Origin of the sequence: Neobacillus nitrireducens, assembly GCF_030915405.1 — a bacterium.
Taxonomy (GTDB): Bacteria; Bacillota; Bacilli; order Bacillales; family Cytobacillaceae; genus Neobacillus.
This window is the reverse complement of record NZ_CP133262.1, coordinates 1,578,968-1,598,383: the sequence shown is the minus strand read 5'-3', so window position 1 is coordinate 1,598,383 and position 19,416 is coordinate 1,578,968. Positions and strand designations below refer to the sequence as shown.

The window sequence follows — 19,416 nt, the reverse complement described above, 5'->3', positions numbered from 1 at the left end:
GAGGTGAATGATGAATGAACAATCAGAAAAAAGTTCCTATGCGCAAATGTGTGGCAACCGGTGAAATGAAACCGAAAAAAGAACTTGTTCGCATCGTTCGCTCAAAAGAAGGGGAAGTATCCATTGACCTGACGGGGAAGAAATCCGGAAGGGGTGCCTACCTTTCAAGGGACAAGGAAGCTGTCTTACTTGCCAAGAAAAAGAATACCCTATCTAATCACTTACAGGTTTCTATAAATGATTCGTTATACGAAGAGCTACTTGAGCTTATAGAGAAGGAGAACTGACAATCCAAATGAAACAAAATCAATGGATGTCATTGCTTGGCTTGGCCAATCGAGCACGCAAAATCATATCAGGTGAGGAACTAACCGTGAAGCAGATTCAAAGCGGAAAGGCGTATCTCATTTTATTATCCGCAGATGCTTCTGCAAATACGACAAAAAAGATTACTGATAAGTGTAATTCGTATGAGGTTCCATATAAAATTGTGGAAAATCGTCACCTTCTTGGTCAAGCAATTGGCAAGGAAGCCCGCGTTGTTGTAGCTGTTCTGGATGTTGGATTTGCCAAGAAAATGGTAACGTTGCTCGATTAAATCTAGCGGGGGTGAAAAGATGAGTAAAATACGTGTATATGAGTATGCAAAAAAACACAACATTTCAAGTAAAGAAATCATCACAAAACTAAAAGAAATGAACATAGAGGTCTCCAATCATATGGCAACAATAGAAGACGCAGAAGTTAAAAAGCTTGACGAAACATTCGTTAAAAAGGATAACAAGGCACCACAGCAAAAACAAGAGAATAGTCAAACTGGACAACAGCCACAACGATCTACAAACTCTCGTCCAACTCAAGCGCAGCGTCAAAACCAAAGACCTGCACAGTCAACGCAAAGGCCGCAAGTTCAGACGAAAACTCCTAAAGCATTTGAAGAGGCTGCAGATAAAAATGCCGCTCCTAGCAAAGTTAAAGTTGTTTCTCCTCCAAAAACGGTCGAAGGCAAGAAGCAAAACCAGGAAACTCAATCGAAAGAAAATAAGGTCTTCAACAATGCTGATAAAGCTAAGGCCAAGCCTTATAATAATTTTAATCAAAATCGCAATAATAATAATAAAAAGAAGAAGACTCATACTCCAGTACAGCAAGCCCAGCCACAGAAAAGAAAAGAGAAGGAGCTTCCAGCTAAAATTACTTTTAGTGAATCTCTAACTGTAGGTGAATTAGCGAAAAAGATTTATCGTGAGCCTTCAGAGATTATTAAAAAGCTCTTTTTACTTGGTGTCATGGCAACTATTAATCAAGTCTTAGATAAAGATGCGATTGAATTAATTGCAAGTGAGTATGGGGTTGAAGTGGAAGAAGAAATTAAAATAGATACAACAGATCTTGAAGTGTATTTTACAGAGGATTCTGAGGAATCACTCATTGAAAGACCTTCTGTTGTAACAATAATGGGTCACGTTGACCATGGTAAAACAACCTTGCTCGATTCCATTCGTAACACAAAGGTGACAGAAGGTGAAGCTGGGGGAATTACCCAGCATATTGGTGCCTACCAAGTAGTGGAAAATGGCAAAAAAATAACCTTCCTTGATACACCTGGACACGCTGCATTTACGACGATGCGTGCACGTGGTGCTAAAATTACTGATATTACAATCTTAGTTGTAGCCGCAGATGACGGTGTTATGCCGCAAACTGTTGAAGCAATCAACCATGCGAAGGCTGCTGAGGTTCCAATTATTGTAGCTGTTAATAAAATGGATAAAGAAGCTGCAAATGTTGACCGGGTAATGCAAGAATTGACGGAACATGGATTAGTATCCGAAGCATGGGGCGGGGAAACTATCTTTGTACCTCTTTCTGCAAAAACCGGAGAAGGAATTGACACGCTTCTTGAAATGATCTTACTGGTTGGTGAAGTAGAGGAATACAAAGCCAACCCAAATCGTAAAGCCGTTGGTACTGTTATCGAAGCACAATTAGATAAGGGTCGTGGCTCTGTCGCAACCTTACTCGTTCAAAACGGTACTCTAAAGATTGGTGATCCAATTGTTGTTGGGCATACGTTTGGTCGTGTCCGTGCAATGGTGAATGACAAAGGGCGCCGCGTCAAAGAAGCTGGTCCGTCAACACCAGTTGAAATAACTGGACTCAATGACGTGCCACAAGCAGGAGATCGTTTTGTTGTGTTTGAGGACGAAAAAACTGCCCGTCAAGTTGGCGAAGCGCGCGCTCAAACAGCGTTAGTTGCTCAGCGTGGTGAAAAGTCGATTGTTAGCTTAGAAACATTATTTGACCAATTGAAGCAAGGTGAAATGAAGGATTTAAATATCATCCTTAAAGCCGATGTTCAAGGGTCTGCTGAAGCGGTTGCCGCTTCATTGCAAAAAATTGATGTTGAAGGTGTTAACATCAAAATTATCCATAGTGGTGCAGGTGCGATTAATGAATCAGATATTAGTCTTGCCGCTGCCTCAAATGCGATTGTTATCGGTTTTAACGTTCGCCCTGATGTAAATGCAAAACGCGCAGCTGAAGCGGAGAAAGTGGACGTTCGTCTTCACCGGATTATCTATAAAGTAATCGAAGAGATAGAAGCAGCAATGAAAGGTATGCTAGACCCTGAATTCCAAGAAAAAATTATTGGTCAAGCAGAAATTCGCCAGACCTTTAAAGTTTCAAAGGTCGGAACAATTGCCGGTTCTTATGTAACAGATGGTAAAATTACTCGGGATAGCGGTATTCGTTTAATACGTAATGGTGTTGTTACGTTTGAAGGGAATATTGACGCGTTAAAACGATTTAAGGATGATGTAAAAGAAGTTGCCCAAGGGTACGAATGTGGTATTACCATTAAAAACTTTAATGATGTTAAGGAAGGCGACATCATTGAAGCATATGTAATGGAAGAAATTGAACGGAAATGATCATCAGTTCGGCCGTTTGTGAATGTCTGATTTATGATGCTCATTCTTTAAAAGAGAAAAGGGCTGTTCTGCAACGGATTCTTACACGTTTAAAACAGAAATATAATGTTTCTGTATCAGAAGTGGGGTTTCAAGATATGTGGCAACGAACGAAAATTGCCATCGTTGTTGTCACTTCCACACGTGTAACGACGGAACATGAGTTGCAAAATGCTTTGAAATTAATCGATTCTTTTCCAGAAATAGAGAGAACGATCACCGAGATTGAATGGCTTTAAGTTAAGAGGTGAATGTGATGAGCCACAGAGCAAATCGTGTAGGCGAACAAATGAAAAAAGAACTAGGTGACATCATCGGACGTAAAATCAAGGATCCACGGATTGGTTTTGTGACGGTTACCGACGTTGAAGTAACAGGAGATTTACAACAAGCAAAAGTATATATTTCCGTATTAGGCGATGAAGAGCAAAGGGAAAATACGTTAAAAGGTTTGGCCAAAGCAAAAGGCTTTATTCGAACTGAAATCGGCCACCGTATCCGTCTTCGTAAAACACCTGAAATCATCTTTGAATGGGATGAATCTATTGATTACGGAAATCGAATTGATACACTTCTTCATCAACTCCATAAGGATGAAAAACCTTTAGAAAAAAGTGAAGAAGAATAATTGGATAGACATTGTCTATCCTTTTTTTTCGATGAAATTTTTGATTGGAGGACAACTGATTGGAAGGCATAATACCTTTATTTAAACCTGCAGGCTTAACATCCCATGACTGTGTTTTTAGGTTACGGAAAATATTAAAAACAAAAAAAGTAGGTCATACAGGCACATTAGATCCAGACGTCACTGGAGTGCTTCCTATATGCATAGGAAAGGCGACAAAAGTTGCTGAATACATAACAGAGGCTGGTAAAACTTATGAGGGAGAAGTAACGATTGGTTTTTCGACCACAACGGAAGACGCCTCAGGTGAAATAGTGGCACAGAAACCGGTAAACCGAATCATTCAACGAGAAGAGATTCTCCAAATACTTCAATCAATCACAGGTGAAATTGAACAAACCCCACCAATGTTCTCAGCGGTAAAAGTAGGCGGGGTCCGTCTGTATGAATTAGCAAGGAAGGGGATTGAGGTCGAACGGCCAACTAGGAAGGTAACGATTTATTCAATTGTACTATTAGATGATCGTTCTGAATTTATTGGTGAAACCATTACATTTAGGTTTAGAGTCAGTTGTAGTAAAGGAACTTATATTCGAACCTTAGCAGCCATGATAGGTGAAATGTTAGGCTACCCCGCACATATGTCGTACTTACAAAGAGTTCAATCAGCTTCATATTCATTAGAAGATTGTTTGACTTTCGAAGAGATTGAAAGACATATGGAAGAAGGAACAATTTCGAGTGTATTAAGACCACTAGAAACTGCACTTTCTGATTTGCCGAAATTACTAATTAATGATAAAGTAGCAGAGAAAGTGAAAAATGGTGCATTATTACAGATGCCAGAACATTTATCAACAAGTAACGGACCAATTGTCACTGAAACTGCTGATGGACTAGCTCTGGCTATTTATTCAAGACATCCCAGCAAGCCAGACCTCTTTAAACCAGTTAAAGTGTTACGTAATGATTTAGATTAAAAAGGTACGGTATAGAAAAGGTGAGTTTCATTGGAAGTAATTAGGCTTAGATTTCCATATAAAAACATAAATGCTGAAAATCCACCCCTAGCTCTGGCTCTGGGTTATTTTGACGGAGTGCATCGTGGACATCAACAAGTGATTCTTGAGGCAAAAAAGCATGCTGATGAAAAGGGTATTTGCAGTGCGGTCATGACATTTGATCCCCATCCCTCCGTTGTATTAGGAAAAACCGAGCAGCAGATTCAGTATATAACCCCATTAACTGAAAAAATAAAAATCATTGAAGAACTTGGTATTGATTATTTATTTATCATTAATTTTACCACTGAATTTGCTAATTTGCTGCCACAGGAATTCATTGACCAATACGTGATTGGACTGAACGTAATGCACGTGGTTGCTGGTTTTGATTTTACTTATGGGCGCATGGGAAAAGGAACAATGGAAACATTGCCCTTTCATTCAAGAAATCAATTTTCTTATTCTGTCGTTCCAAAGTTCACTCAGGCAGACGAAAAGGTTAGTTCAACTAGAATTCGAAAGCTGCTTAAAGAGGGAAGAACAGACACGCTTCTTTCACTTCTTGGTCGATATTATACTACCTCGGGCATTGTCATTCACGGAGATAAACGAGGCAGAACGATTGGCTTTCCAACGGCAAATGTTGACATAAATGATGATTATATTATCCCGCCGCTCGGTGTGTATGCCGTAAGAATGAAAGTAGACACAGATTCGCAATGGTACAATGGAGTTTGTAATATTGGTTACAAACCCACCTTTAATAAGGAAGCCTTACATACTTCTGTCGAAGTACATTTATTCAACTTTAATGAGGATATCTATGGTAAAGAAGTGGTCATTCAGTGGCATCTTCCCTTACGAAAAGAACAGAAATTCTCAGGTATTGCAGAGTTGGTTGCCCAAATAGAAAAAGATAAGCAAAATTCATTAAATTATTTTAAAAATTAGGCTTGCCATGTTGAGGGAGCGCCTGGAGCGGAAATCAACAGAGACTATAAATAAGACAATCTTCTTAATTCTAATCTTAAAAAAGTGTTTTTCTTACAATAAACTTAGGTATAGCCTTGCTTTTTGACGAGAAAAGTTGTATTCTTATTAACGTATTAAAAATAACCTCTACTTGGCAAGGCGAATCACCAACGCTTGCTCAGTAACAGGGGATTTGTAAAATTTAGGAGGTGAATCCGGATGGCAATCACTCAAGAACGTAAAAATGAACTTATCAATGAGTTTAAAACTCATGAAAGCGACACTGGATCTGCAGAAGTTCAAATCGCTGTCCTTACAGAATCAATCAACAATTTAAATGAGCACTTACGTACTCATAAGAAAGATCACCACTCACGTCGCGGTCTTTTGAAAATGGTTGGTAAACGTCGTAATCTTTTAACATTCTTACGTAACAAAGACGTACAACGTTACCGTGTGTTAATTAATAAGCTTGGTCTACGTCGTTAATTTACAGAAGCGGGATTATTCCCGCTTTTTTATTAGCCTTAAAAAGAAGAAAAGAAAATAAAGAATTTTTTATACATATTTTTAAGTCAGTAATTTTTGTGCATACTATTAAGGTGATTACCTATTGAAACAACAGCTTTTTAAGCTTTTTAATAAAAGTAAATTTAGTATGATGAGTATAGCGGGAGTGAAAATTTTCGCATCATCCTCCTAAGTGATTTAGATAGAGAGGGGTAAAAATATGGAACAATTGAAACATGAGTATTCCATTGTTTGGGCAGGCCGTAAATTAACTGTCGAAATTGGACAATTAGCTAAACAAGCAAGCGGTGCGGTCCTAGTACGCTATGGAGATACAGCAGTATTAAGTACGGCTACTGCCTCAAAAGAACCAAAAAACTTGGACTTTTTTCCATTAACAGTTAACTATGAAGAGCGGTTATATGCAGTGGGAAAAATCCCGGGCGGTTTTATTAAACGTGAGGGCCGTCCAAGTGAAAAGGCAATATTAGCAAGCAGGCTTATTGACAGACCCATTCGTCCGCTATTTGCTGATGGATTTCGCAATGATGTTCAAGTTATTAGTATTGTCATGAGTGTGGACCAAGATTGTTCTACAGAAATGGCTGCAATGTTTGGTTCTTCATTAGCACTAAGTACATCCGATATCCCGTTTGAAGGTCCAATTGCAGGTGTGGTTGTAGGTCGAGTTAACAATGAATTTGTCGTTAACCCAACTGTTGAACAAGCTGAAAAAAGTGACATTCATTTAACTGTTGCCGGTACTAAGGATGCAATCAACATGGTAGAGGCAGGGGCGTTAGAAGTTCCTGAGGAAACAATGCTTGAAGCCATTATGTTTGGTCATAATGAGATAAAACGCTTAATTGAGTTTCAAGAAAAAATTGTCGCTGAAATTGGCAAACCAAAGAGAGATATTTCTCTTTATGAAATTGATAAAGAACTCGAGGCTGAGGTTCGGGAAATCTGTGAAGCTGATATGTTAAATGCCATTCAGGTACAAGAAAAGCATGCCCGTGAAGATGCCATTAAAGAAGTCAAAAACCAGGTTATTTCCAAATATGTGGAACAAGAAGCCACAGATGAAGATATGAAGCAAGTGAAACAAATATTGGACAAGATTGTTAAAGGTGAAGTTCGTCGATTAATTACGGTTGAAAAGGTTCGTCCAGATGGACGGAAAATTGATGAAATTCGACCATTGTCCTCACAGATAGGTATTTTGCCTCGTACCCACGGTTCAGGTCTTTTCACACGTGGACAAACTCAAGCGCTTAGTATCTGTACGCTTGGGGCAATGGGGGATGTACAAATCCTTGATGGTCTTGGAATTGAGGAAGAAAAACGCTTTATGCATCATTATAACTTCCCTCAATTCAGTGTTGGAGAAACCGGTCCAATCCGTGGTCCGGGACGTCGTGAAATTGGTCATGGTGCCCTCGGCGAACGTGCACTTGAGCCAATTGTTCCTTCTGAAAAGGATTTCCCATATACGATTCGTCTTGTATCTGAAGTACTTGAATCGAATGGTTCCACTTCTCAAGCAAGTATTTGTGCTAGTACATTAGCTATGATGGATGCTGGTGTTCCAATTAAAGCTCCAGTAGCAGGTATTGCAATGGGACTTGTAAAATCAGGAGAGCATTATACCGTTTTATCTGATATTCAAGGGATGGAAGATCATCTAGGAGATATGGACTTTAAAGTAGCGGGTACTGCAAAAGGTGTTACTGCACTGCAAATGGATATTAAGATTGAAGGTCTTTCCCGTGAAATTTTAGAAGAGGCCCTTCAGCAGGCAAAAGTGGGCAGGATGCATATTTTAAATTCTATGTTGGCTACTATTTCTGAACCGAGAGCAGAGCTTTCACAGTTTGCACCGAAAATCTTGACGATGACAATCAATCCAGATAAAATTCGTGATGTTATTGGACCGAGCGGTAAGCAAATCAATAAGATTATTGAAGAAACTGGCGTAAAGATTGATATCGAGCAGGATGGTACCGTATTTATTGCATCCACAAATCAAGAAATGAACCAAAAAGCAAAGAAAATCATTGAAGATATTGTTCGTGAAGTTCAGGTAGGCGAAATGTATCTTGGTAAGGTAAAACGAATTGAAAAATTTGGAGCCTTCTTGGAAATCTTTGCTGGTAAAGATGGTCTCGTTCATATATCTGAACTTGCTGAAGAGCGAGTAGGTAAAGTGGAGGATGTTATCAAAATCGGGGACGAACTATTAGTTAAAGTAACTGAGATTGATAAACAGGGTCGTGTAAACCTTTCTCGCAAAGCCGTCTTAAAAGAACAGCGTGAAAAGGCCGAAGAAAGTAAATAATAAATAGGCAAGTCAGGGTAATTACCCTGGCTTTTTACATATGTTGTATAAGTGAACCTACAGTTCTACCTTGTCCCTTTTATACATACTCTGTATGGAAAGGGGGAAGGTTAGATGAAAAAAGTTTCAATCAAAATAATGATTTGTTTAGCAGGATGGATCGCAGTAAGTAATCCATTTGTTAGCAAATATTTAACTTTAAAAAAGGAAACAGCATTGCCCGCAGCGAAAGAGTCAGACCCTCTTTATCAGAGTATTATTAAAAAAGCCCCTACATACGAAATACCGCCTATCGATGCGACCAATGACAGGGTCTGGAAAGCTATTCCTGGCTATAATGGGCGAAAGGTTGATATTCCAGCTTCATATAAGAATATGAAACAAAAAGGCGTTTTTAATGAAAAGAAACTAATCTTTACTCAGATAAAGCCAAAGGTTCATCTCAACGATTTACCGCCAGCTCCTATTTATAAAGGGAATCCAAATAAACCAATGGTAACGTTTATTATTAATGTGGCTTGGGGAAATGAATATTTATCAGAGATGCTTGCAACTCTAAAAAAACATAATATATCGGTTAGTTTCTTTCTTGAAGGAAATTGGGTCAAAAAAAATCCCGATCTAGCAAAAATGATTGTTAGTTCTGGTCATGAGGTTGGGAACCATTCCTATTCTCATCCAGATATGAAGCAACTAACCAGTGGTAGCGCCAGGGAACAAATCGTGAAAACAAATGAAATTATCGAAGCGGCTACAGGTAAGAAATGCGTCTGGTTTGCTCCTCCTAGTGGCAGTTATCGAGATGAGACGATAAAAGTTGCCAGTGAATTAAAAATGAAGACTGTTATGTGGACAGTTGATACCGTGGACTGGAGGAAACCAACTGCAGATGTTCTTGTAAATCGTGTGATGTCAAAGATTAACAACGGGTCAATGGTCCTTATGCACCCAACAGAATCGACTGCGAAATCGCTCGATCGCTTAATCACACAAATTAAACAAAAAAACTTAGAAATTGGAACAGTTTCTGAATTAATGAGTGAAGAAAGAGTTGAGTAATAATCGTAGTAAGATATACTGAAAATTGGAGAAAATACATTTTAATAAGTATAATGATAAATGGAGTAGCAGCAGCTTCTGTTATAGAGACTGGAGGAAGTCGATGATTAATAAATACACATGCCAAAATGGAGTAAGAATTGTTTTAGAAAATATCTCAACTGTACGATCAGTTGCAATTGGTGTATGGATTGGTACGGGATCTAGAGATGAGAACCCCGGGAACAATGGTATTTCACATTTTCTGGAGCATATGTTCTTTAAAGGCACAAATACAAGGTCAGCAAAAGAAATTGCCGAATCCTTTGATAGTATTGGTGGACAGGTGAATGCGTTTACATCAAAGGAGTATACCTGCTATTATGCAAAAGTCCTTGATACACACTCCCAATTTGCATTAGATGTGTTAGCTGATATGTTCTTTAACTCAACTTTTGTGGAAGAGGAACTAAACAAAGAGAGAAATGTAGTCTTAGAAGAAATAAAAATGTACGAAGATACTCCTGATGATATTGTTCATGACTTACTGAGCAGAGCAGTTTATGGAGAACATCCACTAGGATATCCTATTTTAGGAACAGAAGAAACACTTAATACGTTTACCGGCCAAACGTTAAAGGAATATATTCATGAGAGGTACACTCCTGAAAATGTTGTCATTTCAATTGCAGGTAATGTATCGGAATCCTTTATTAAAGAAGTCGAAAAATATTTTGGATCCTATAAAGGTGCGAACAACCAAGCAGTTGAAAATATTCCAACCTTCCATTCCAATCGGATTTCTCGAAAGAAGGATACGGAACAGGCCCACTTATGTATTGGTTTTGAAGGATTAAAGGTTGGGCATGAAGATATCTACAGCCTAATTACATTAAATAATATTTTGGGCGGCAGCATGAGCTCAAGATTATTCCAGGAAGTCCGTGAGCAAAGGGGCTTAGCTTATTCAGTTTTCTCGTACCATTCTGCCTATCAAGACAGTGGGATTGTGACGGTTTATGGTGGAACAGGGGCTAAACAGCTTAATGTTCTATATGAAACCATCCAAGAAACACTCAATAAATTAAAGCAAGAAGGAATTACTGAACGAGAATTAACAAATAGTAAAGAGCAGCTGAAGGGCAGCTTGATGTTAAGTCTGGAAAGTACAAACAGCCGGATGAGTCGTAATGGTAAAAATGAACTTTTATTGAAACGTCACCGTTCACTCGATGAAATTATCGATCAGATCGATGCAGTTTCCAAACAGAGTGTAGACGAAATGACCAAGGCAGTCTTTAATGACAACTATTCCGTAACCCTAATCAGTCCAGACGGAGAATTCCCAACTTCATTAACATAACAGAAAAGAGGTAATCCACACAGTTGGATTACCTCTTTTTTTAGTTAGTCTAAAGGGGAGCTTCCTCTTATAAACTAATAGTAAGGGGTAATGAAGGAGGGACAAAAGCATTGAGGTTAAGTGAACTAAGCGGAAAAGAAATTGTTGATGTAAAAAAGGCAGAACGACTTGGTGTACTTGGCCAAACCGATTTAGAAATTAATGAAGGCACCGGTCAAATTCAGGCTCTGCTAATACCTTCAATTAAATGGTTTGGTTTTCGAAAACAAGGGGAAGAAATCAGGGTCCCTTGGCAGCACATTAAAAAAATTGGCTCTGATATGATCATAATCGATGTACCAGATGAAGAACAGTAACGTACTGTGGCAAAAAAGCCCAAGCAAGTGTCAACTTGCTTGGGCTTTTTTATTTAGTATGGATGGAAAACTCACCGAATGAAGTTAACCGACATAATATGGTGAAGTGATATAAAGAAAAGGGAATTCATAGTAGGATTTTAAAAAAAAGAAGGTGAATGTTTTCATGCTGACAGGGATGCAAATTGCCGTGATTGGTGGGGATGCCAGACAGCTGGAAATCATCCGCAAGTTAACCGAATTAGATGCGAGACTATCGCTTATTGGTTTTGAACAGCTTGACCATGCTTTTACGGGTGCGGTCAAGGAAAAACTGGATGAAGTCGATTTTTCAATAATGGATACCCTTATCCTACCAGTGCCGGGTACTAACTTAGAAGGACAGGTAGAAACAATCTTTTCAAATGAAAAGGTTATTTTGACTGCAGATATAATTTCTAAGACTCCAGAACATTGTACGATTTATTCAGGAATTAGCAATGCCTATTTAAATGGGATTACCAAGGAAGCCAAGCGGACTCTTATTCAGTTATTTGAAAGGGATGATGTGGCTATCTATAATTCAATCCCTACAGTAGAAGGGACAATTATGATGGCGATCCAACACACTGATTTTACCATACATGGGTCGAATATTACGGTTCTTGGGTTAGGTAGAGTTGGAATGAGTGTTGCAAGAACATTTGCGGCACTTGGAGCAAATGTGAAGGTTGGAGCTAGAAAGAGTGAACATTTGGCAAGAATCACTGAAATGGGCTTAACGCCTTTTCATTTGAAGGATTTGGAAAATGAAGTGAATAATAGCGATATCTTAATAAACACAGCGCCACATTTAATCGTAACAGCAAGAGTTATTTCTAAATTGCCTTCACACACGCTCATTATTGACCTTGCATCAAAACCGGGTGGAACTGATTTTAGATACGCAGAAAAAAGGGGAATAAAGGCATTACTTGCCCCAGGATTGCCAGGAATTGTAGCGCCGAAAACAGCGGGTCAAATTCTGGCGAATGTTCTTGCCCAACTGCTTCAAGATGATTTAAGAAAGCGAAAGGGGAAAGTGAAATGAGTTTAAAGGGTAAAAGAATTGGCTTTGGCTTAACCGGTTCACATTGTACGTATGATGCAGTATTCCCGGAAATAGAAAAATTAGTGCAAGCTGGAGCTGAGGTCTTGCCAGTTGTAACTTTTACAGTAAAAAATACAGATACTCGATTTGGTAAAGGGGAGGATTGGATTCAGCGAATTGAAGATTTAACAGGGAATAAGATTATTGATTCAATTGTAAAAGCGGAACCACTCGGTCCCAAAATCCCACTTGATTGTATGATCATTGCTCCATTAACAGGTGTATCAATGAGTAAATTTGCCAATGCCATGAACGATAGCCCAGTATTAATGGCTGCAAAAGCCACGCTCCGAAATTTAAAGCCGGTTGTCCTTGGAATCTCAACCAACGACGCACTCGGATTAAATGGTGTAAACTTAATGAGGTTAATGGCAACAAAGAATATATATTTTATTCCCTATGGTCAGGATGACCCCAAAAATAAGCCAAATTCAATGGTTGCAAGAATGGCATTGCTCACTGAAACTGTTGAAGCAGCAATCGAAGGAAAACAAATTCAACCTGTGTTAGTAGAAAGGTATAAAGATTCTGACTAATTATCCCCCCTCATTCATCAAAAAAGGTTATTTCTTTTATGGAATATGTTAAAATAAATTATTCTATCATCAGTGGGAAGATCATTTGCCCGCTGATGAGATAATAAAAATTATGGATAACATGCTGGCAGCTATATAAAGGCCAATTCCTTTTTTTGATATAATGACCAGCTAGTTGGAAGGGGAACCTGTAATGAGTCAACAAAATGGATTTCACGTTGCTGTTGTTGGAGCAACAGGAGCAGTAGGACAACAAATGATACAAACATTAATTAAAGAGAACTTCCCAATCAGAAAACTAACTCTATTATCCTCAGCTCGATCAGCAGGGAAAAAAGTAGATGTTAATGGTCAGGAATATATCATTGAAGAAGCTAAGCCTGAGAGCTTTGAAGGTGTTGAGATTGCCCTGTTTAGTGCAGGTGGCAGTGTATCAAAGGAGCTTGGTCCGGAAGCTGTTAAACGTGGTGCGATTGTGGTGGACAACACTAGTGCTTTTAGAATGGATGAGAATACACCATTAGTTGTACCTGAAGTAAATGAAGCCGACCTTCACAATCAAAATGGGATTATTGCAAACCCAAATTGTTCTACCATTCAAATGGTGGTTGCTCTTGAGCCGATCCGTCAACACTTCGGCTTGAAAAAGGTAATTGTTTCAACCTATCAAGCTGTTTCGGGTTCAGGTGCAGCAGCGGTTGAAGAATTAATGGAGCAAACTCAGGCGATTTTAAACAGTGAAGCTTATGAGCCTAAGATATTACCAGTAAAATCTGATAAAAATCACTATCAGATTGCTTTTAATGCCATTCCACAAATTGATAAATTTCAAGAAAATGGATACACATTTGAAGAAATGAAAATGATTAATGAAACAAAAAAAATCATGCACTTGCCAGAATTACAGGTTTCCGCTACTTGTGTTCGACTTCCTGTTGCCGTGGGTCATTCTGAATCTGTTTATTTTGAAATAGAGGCAGATAATGTAAGTGCAAATGACATTAAGGCACTATTAAAGGATGCACCAGGTGTTATTTTGCAAGATGATCCGGAAAACCAACTATATCCGATGCCAGCAAATTGCGTTGGGAAAAATGATGTATTTGTTGGACGAATTAGAAGAGACATTGATGAACCTCGTGGTTTTCATATGTGGGTAGTTTCCGATAACTTGCTCAAAGGTGCAGCATGGAATTCAGTTCAAATTGCGGAAAGTTTAGTTAAATTAGGTATTGTAAAATAAAGCTACAACAAAAAAGGCAGGTTTTGGTGTCACCATGAAAATTATTGTTCAAAAATTTGGCGGTACATCTGTAAAAGATGAAAATGGCAGGAAATATGCTCAAGGCCATATTGAGAAAGCGTTAGCTGATGGCTATAAAGTGGTTGTGGTTGTAAGCGCGATGGGTAGAAAAGGTGACCCTTATGCAACTGATACACTACTTTCGTTAATCGGTGGAAACTTAAGCAAAATCTCAAAACGGGAACTGGATTTATTATTGTCTTGTGGTGAGGTTATTTCTAGTGTCGTTTTTGTGAATATGTTATTAGCAAAAGGGATTCAAGCTGTTGCACTAACGGGTGCTCAAGCAGGTTTTCGAACCAACAATGACCATACAAATGCAAAAATCAATGATATGAAATGCGATAGACTCCTTAAAGAATTAGAGAGTAATGATGTTGTAGTGGTTGCGGGCTTTCAAGGAGCCGCAAAAAATGGAGATGTGACCACAATTGGGCGCGGCGGAAGTGATACTTCTGCTGCAGCTCTCGGTGCTGCGCTTAATGCGGAATGGATTGACATTTTTACTGATGTGGAAGGAATTATGACTGCTGATCCACGCATTGCAGAAAATGCACGACCACTTTCCATAGTCACTTACACCGAAGTGTGTAATATGGCATATCAAGGGGCTAAGGTCATTCATCCGAGAGCAGTAGAAATTGCGATGCAGGCAAAAGTACCGATTCGGATTCGATCAACTTACTCTGAAGGTTTAGGAACATTGGTCACCTCATTAAATAAAAATAATCGTGGCAGTGATATTAAGGAACGAGTAGTTACAGGGATTGCACATGTTTCAAATGTTACCCAAATAAAAGTTTTCGCTAAAAAGGATCAATATTATTTGCAAGCGGAAGTATTTAAGGCAATGGCCAATGAAAGAATCAGCGTAGATTTTATCAACATCTCACCGAACGGTGTAATCTATACAGTAACAGAAGAAATGACCGATCGTGCCATTCAGGTCTTAAATGAATTAGGGCATGACCCTGTCGTTGAGCGACATTGTGCAAAAGTTTCAGTTGTTGGTGCAGGTATCGCCGGAGTTCCTGGAGTTACTTCAAAAATTGTAACTGCCTTATCGGATCATGGAATTCGTATATTACAATCTGCAGACAGTCATACGACGATTTGGGTACTTGTAAAGCAGGAGGACTTGGTTAAATCCGTTAATGCCCTCCATGATGCTTTTCAATTAGAAGAAGAATCATTGGAATTTAATCTTTTCGATTTATAATTTACTTTTGAATGGGTAAATCATTCAAACGAATCGGAAGAGGCGATTAGTGTATTTGTATGATGGATTGTATCGAGAGGAGTAAGAATATGGTTCATTTCGGGCGAGTTTCGACGGCAATGGTTACCCCTTTTGATAAGAAGGGGCATATTGACTTAGCCAAGACGACGCAATTAGTGAATTTTTTAATTGATAATGGAACGGATTCACTTGTGGTTGCTGGAACCACTGGTGAATCACCTACGTTATCTAAGGAAGAAAAGCTGGCATTATTTAATCATGTAGTAAAATCGGTTAATAAACGGATTCCTGTCATTGCTGGAACAGGAAGTAATAATACTTATGCATCTGTGGAATTGACAAAAAAAGCGGAGCAACTAGGCGTAGATGCGATTATGGCTGTAGCACCATATTATAATAAACCAAGCCAAGAAGGTTTATATCAGCATTTTAAAGCCATTGCGGAAGCCACTTCCTTGCCAGTGATGGTTTACAATATCCCAGGGCGGTCTGCAGTTAATATCCATCCTGAGACGATTATTCGCCTCTCGAGGATAGCAAATATTGTTGCAGTAAAAGAAGCCAGCGGGGATCTAAGTGCAATGACACACATCATTGCTAATACAGAGGACGATTTTGTTTTATATAGTGGGGATGATAGTCTAACAATCCCTGTTCTTTCCATTGGCGGTGCAGGCATAGTTTCAGTTGCTTCCCATGTCATTGGAAACCAATTGAAAGAATTGGTTAACGCATTTCTTAACGGACAGAATGAAAAGGCAGCAAAATTGCATCAGCAACTCCTTCCTATCATGCAAGGTTTATTTACTGCACCTAGCCCTGCTCCTGTTAAAACAGCTTTACAGCTAAAAGGATTAGATGTTGGATCAGTAAGGCTGCCTCTCGTAGGCCTTACAGAACAAGAACGTTCAGCGTTAATTACCCTATTAAATAAGATATAAGAGATAACTAAAGCCAACCGGATAATGATTCGGTTGGCTTATTTTTTTAATAAAATTAGACCAATTATTATTAATGTTGGAAAGGTTTTCTAAAATCAAGTATAATAATCATAACTGATTTGGAACGGAAATAAGAAAAGCGGTAGCAGCCGTTTAGCGGAGCTGGAGCTAGACATTTTTCGGAGATCAATTATATAAATTATGATACAGCATAGGAGGATTTACAAATTGATAAAGAAACTAAATAATTCCATTAAGTTAATCACACTTGGTGGTATAGGAGAAATCGGAAAGAATATGTATCTTGTTGAGGTGGACAAGGATATATTTGTCATTGATGCCGGCTTAATGTTCCCCGAGGAAGAAATGCTTGGCATAGATATAGTGATTCCGGATCTCACCTACTTAAGAGAAAATAAGGATCGTGTAAAAGCAATTTTCCTTACACATGGACATGAAGATCATATCGGGGCGTTATCGTATGTACTTCGTGAATTAGATGTTCCTGTGTATGGAACCAAGTTAACCCTTGCCCTTGCAAATGCCAAACTTAAAGAGCAAGATTATTTTGGTAAAGCACATTTTATTGAGGTTAATTCGGATACGATTGTTAACTTGGATTCTGTGGAAGTAAGCTTTTTTAAAACAAATCATAGTATCCCTGATTCTGTTGGTGTTTGTATTCATACATCTGAAGGAATCATTGTTTATACTGGTGATTTTAAATTCGATCAAGCGGCGACAAAGCTTTATAAACCAGAGATAGGCAAAATGGCATCGATTGGGGAACAAGGAGTATTATGTTTGTTATCGGATAGTACAGAAGCAGAAAAGCCTGGCTACACGGCATCAGAAGCAATTGTTGAGCGTGAAATGTCTAATGCTTTCTATAATGCACCAGGGAGAATCATCGCTGCGTGCTTTGCTTCTGATATTAATAGAATCCAGCATATTTTTGATGCAGCACAGGAGAACGGACGTAAAGTAGCAGTAGTAGGTAAAAGTCTTGAACGAATTTATCATATTGCCCTTGATTTAGGTTATTTAGAAGTTGCAGAGGATTTAATCATTCCTATTAGTGAGATAAAAGACTATCAAGACCGTGAAATTGTCGTGTTAATGACAGGAAGTCAGGGTGAACCGATAGAGGCTTTACAAAAAATGGCGAAACAAATTGATAAAGTGATTAATATTCAAAAGGGTGATACCGTATTAATTGCGGCCTCACCACTTAGAGGCAGTGAAGTATTTTTATTTAAAACTGTTGATATGCTTTTTAGAGCTGGTGCCAATGTTATATCTGGGAAAAGGACCATCCATGTTTCAAGTCATGGAAGTCAAGAAGAATTAAAATTTATGATTAACTTGATGAAGCCCAAATATTTGATACCTGTTCACGGGGAATTTAGGATGCTGAAGGCTCATCGGAAATTGGCGATGGAATGTGGACTTACTAATGAACAAATTTTAATTCCTGACCGCGGCGATATCGTGGAATTGAAGGAAGGGAAACTTACACTTGCCGGGAAAGTACCATCTGGGAATATCCTTATCGATGGTATTGGGGTTGGAGATGTAGGAAATATTGTCCTTCGTGATCGCAGGCTTTTATCACAGGATGGAATTCTTATTGTGGTAGTAACCCTAACAAGACATGAGCGGAAAATAGCCGCAGGACCTGAAATAATCTCTAGAGGGTTTGTTTATGTTCGCGAATCCGAAAAATTGATGGAGGATTCAACCAAATTAGTTCGGGACATTGTTGAAAGGAATATTGCAAAAGATTCCTTTGAATGGTCAAGCTTGAAGCAGGATATCAGAGAAGAATTAAATCGAAATTTATTTGAAAAGACGAAAAGAAGACCAATGATTCTCCCAATCATTATGGAAATCTAAAAAGAAGGCACTGGGTCGATCCAGTGCTTTTTATTTTAAGCATGAAACTACCTCATATAGGTAAATACTAACCTATATCATGCTTGAAGGGAGTATTAGGATGAATAATGATTTACAAAAAAATGAAGCTGAAAATCAAGAGGGCGGGGAGCCTCAAAAAGAGGATAAACCTTCTTCAACTTTAATGGAAAAAATTCAGCAACTAGGACAAACCAATGTACCACAGCTTTCAACAGACTCTAAAATTCATTGTTTAACGATAATTGGACAAATCGAAGGACATTTAGCCCTTCCACCACAAAATAAAACGACAAAATATGAACATTTAATTCCCCAACTCGTTGCAATAGAACAAAATCCAAAAATCGAAGGAGTCCTTATTATTTTAAATACGGTTGGCGGCGATGTTGAGGCTGGTCTAGCAATATCTGAAATGCTTGCCACATTATCAAAGCCAACTGTTTCCATTGTATTAGGAGGAGGGCATTCAATAGGGGTGCCGATTGCCGTTTCCTGTGACTATTCATTTATCGCGGAGACCGCTACAATGACCATCCATCCGATCCGATTGACAGGTCTTGTGATTGGAGTTCCGGCAACCTTTGAGTATATGGATAAAATGCAAGAGCGGGTTGTCAACTTTGTAACTAAGCATTCCAAAATAACGGAAGAAACCTTTAAAGACCTAATGTTTGCTAAGGGGAATTTAACAAGAGACATTGGAACGAATGTCATTGGTGTGGATGCCGTGAAAACAGGGCTAATTGATGAAGTAGGCGGACTAGGCAAGGCCATGAAAAAGTTAAATGAATTGATGGAACTTCATAAAGAAAAGAACGAGGGGTTAGTTCAATGATTCTTTATACAATGATGCCGTCTGAACTGATTTTTCCATATGAGGCCGATTCACCTAGTAATCAACAAATGGTAAGCTATCAAGGCATACCACTCTTAGTAGAGATGATGGATGGGCAAAATGTTCAAGTTGTCCGGATTCTGAGTACTGATCCACAGCATTATATGGACAATCAAATATGCCCGGGTGCAAAAATTTCTTTCGCGAACCTAGAAGGATTGTCCGCATTGTAATAGGAGATTATGGTATAATCAGGTAAGATAAAAGAGCAGCCACCTTAGGCTGCTTTCTTCCTTTTTTACCCTTTTATCTTGAATTAATAAATAAGAAA

The 19,416-nt window shown here is 38.7% G+C and carries 20 protein-coding genes; all 20 read left to right on the top strand.

The features are described from left to right. Positions 1–14 precede the first annotated feature (14 nt). The 20 genes from rnpM to RCG22_RS07530 all read left to right on the top strand — a co-directional run bounded on the left by rnpM (position 15) and on the right by RCG22_RS07530 (position 19,318). The gene (rnpM, locus tag RCG22_RS07625) at positions 15–287 is read left to right on the top strand and encodes an RNase P modulator RnpM (RefSeq protein WP_066252747.1); all 273 of its coding nucleotides are present in this window, start codon (positions 15–17) and stop codon (positions 285–287) included. A gap of 8 nt (positions 288–295) precedes the next feature. Beyond that, complete coding sequence (locus RCG22_RS07620) at positions 296–598, top strand: YlxQ family RNA-binding protein (RefSeq protein WP_098261185.1); 303 nt, start codon at positions 296–298, stop codon at positions 596–598. A 19-nt stretch (positions 599–617) separates the two neighbouring features. Further along, positions 618–2,936 (top strand): translation initiation factor IF-2, encoded by a 2,319-nt coding sequence (gene infB / locus RCG22_RS07615; protein ID WP_308106420.1) that lies wholly within the window; start codon positions 618–620, stop codon positions 2,934–2,936. Next, complete coding sequence (locus RCG22_RS07610; protein WP_308106419.1) at positions 2,933–3,214, top strand: DUF503 domain-containing protein; 282 nt, start codon at positions 2,933–2,935, stop codon at positions 3,212–3,214. Before infB ends, RCG22_RS07610 begins: the two co-directional genes overlap by 4 nt. A 17-nt stretch (positions 3,215–3,231) precedes the next feature. Further along, positions 3,232–3,603 carry a 30S ribosome-binding factor RbfA gene (gene rbfA / locus RCG22_RS07605; protein WP_088086394.1) on the top strand — a complete coding sequence of 124 codons (372 nt, stop codon included), beginning with the start codon at positions 3,232–3,234 and terminating at the stop codon, positions 3,601–3,603. Positions 3,604–3,662: 59 nt separating this feature from the next. Then, on the top strand, positions 3,663–4,583 hold the full coding sequence (gene truB, locus RCG22_RS07600; RefSeq protein ID WP_308106418.1) for a tRNA pseudouridine(55) synthase TruB: 921 nt from the start codon (positions 3,663–3,665) through the stop codon (positions 4,581–4,583). A gap of 30 nt (positions 4,584–4,613) precedes the next feature. Further along, entirely contained in the window at positions 4,614–5,558 is a 945-nt protein-coding gene (gene ribF / locus RCG22_RS07595) for a bifunctional riboflavin kinase/FAD synthetase (protein ID WP_308106417.1), read from the top strand. Positions 5,559–5,798: 240 nt separating this feature from the next. Then, on the top strand, positions 5,799–6,068 hold the full coding sequence (gene rpsO, locus RCG22_RS07590) for a 30S ribosomal protein S15 (protein WP_026566475.1): 270 nt from the start codon (positions 5,799–5,801) through the stop codon (positions 6,066–6,068). Positions 6,069–6,309: 241 nt separating this feature from the next. After that, entirely contained in the window at positions 6,310–8,427 is a 2,118-nt protein-coding gene (pnp, locus tag RCG22_RS07585) for a polyribonucleotide nucleotidyltransferase (RefSeq protein ID WP_308106416.1), read from the top strand. 114 nt (positions 8,428–8,541) lie between these two features. Next, positions 8,542–9,486 carry a polysaccharide deacetylase family protein gene (locus RCG22_RS07580; protein WP_308106415.1) on the top strand — a complete coding sequence of 315 codons (945 nt, stop codon included), beginning with the start codon at positions 8,542–8,544 and terminating at the stop codon, positions 9,484–9,486. A 103-nt stretch (positions 9,487–9,589) separates the two neighbouring features. Further along, positions 9,590–10,828 carry a M16 family metallopeptidase gene (locus tag RCG22_RS07575; RefSeq protein WP_308106414.1) on the top strand — a complete coding sequence of 413 codons (1,239 nt, stop codon included), beginning with the start codon at positions 9,590–9,592 and terminating at the stop codon, positions 10,826–10,828. 110 nt (positions 10,829–10,938) lie between these two features. After that, positions 10,939–11,184, top strand: a complete 246-nt coding sequence (locus RCG22_RS07570) for a YlmC/YmxH family sporulation protein (protein ID WP_098261193.1) — start codon at positions 10,939–10,941, stop codon at positions 11,182–11,184. A 166-nt stretch (positions 11,185–11,350) separates the two neighbouring features. Beyond that, positions 11,351–12,253 (top strand): dipicolinic acid synthetase subunit A, encoded by a 903-nt coding sequence (gene dpaA, locus RCG22_RS07565; RefSeq protein WP_308106413.1) that lies wholly within the window; start codon positions 11,351–11,353, stop codon positions 12,251–12,253. Then, positions 12,250–12,849, top strand: a complete 600-nt coding sequence (gene dpaB / locus RCG22_RS07560; protein ID WP_308106412.1) for a dipicolinate synthase subunit B — start codon at positions 12,250–12,252, stop codon at positions 12,847–12,849. Before dpaA ends, dpaB begins: the two co-directional genes overlap by 4 nt. A 193-nt stretch (positions 12,850–13,042) precedes the next feature. Next, positions 13,043–14,092 carry an aspartate-semialdehyde dehydrogenase gene (asd, locus tag RCG22_RS07555; RefSeq protein ID WP_308106411.1) on the top strand — a complete coding sequence of 350 codons (1,050 nt, stop codon included), beginning with the start codon at positions 13,043–13,045 and terminating at the stop codon, positions 14,090–14,092. Between the two features lie 34 nt (positions 14,093–14,126). After that, on the top strand, positions 14,127–15,371 hold the full coding sequence (dapG, locus tag RCG22_RS07550) for an aspartate kinase (protein WP_308106410.1): 1,245 nt from the start codon (positions 14,127–14,129) through the stop codon (positions 15,369–15,371). A gap of 89 nt (positions 15,372–15,460) precedes the next feature. Then, positions 15,461–16,333, top strand: a complete 873-nt coding sequence (dapA, locus tag RCG22_RS07545) for a 4-hydroxy-tetrahydrodipicolinate synthase (protein WP_308106409.1) — start codon at positions 15,461–15,463, stop codon at positions 16,331–16,333. A gap of 201 nt (positions 16,334–16,534) precedes the next feature. Further along, positions 16,535–18,229 (top strand): ribonuclease J, encoded by a 1,695-nt coding sequence (locus RCG22_RS07540; protein WP_374049432.1) that lies wholly within the window; start codon positions 16,535–16,537, stop codon positions 18,227–18,229. A 100-nt stretch (positions 18,230–18,329) separates the two neighbouring features. Further along, complete coding sequence (locus tag RCG22_RS07535) at positions 18,330–19,085, top strand: ClpP family protease (RefSeq protein WP_098261200.1); 756 nt, start codon at positions 18,330–18,332, stop codon at positions 19,083–19,085. After that, positions 19,082–19,318 (top strand): YlzJ-like family protein, encoded by a 237-nt coding sequence (locus RCG22_RS07530; RefSeq protein WP_308106407.1) that lies wholly within the window; start codon positions 19,082–19,084, stop codon positions 19,316–19,318. The genes RCG22_RS07535 and RCG22_RS07530 overlap by 4 nt, the downstream gene beginning before the upstream one ends. Positions 19,319–19,416: the final 98 nt, after the last annotated feature.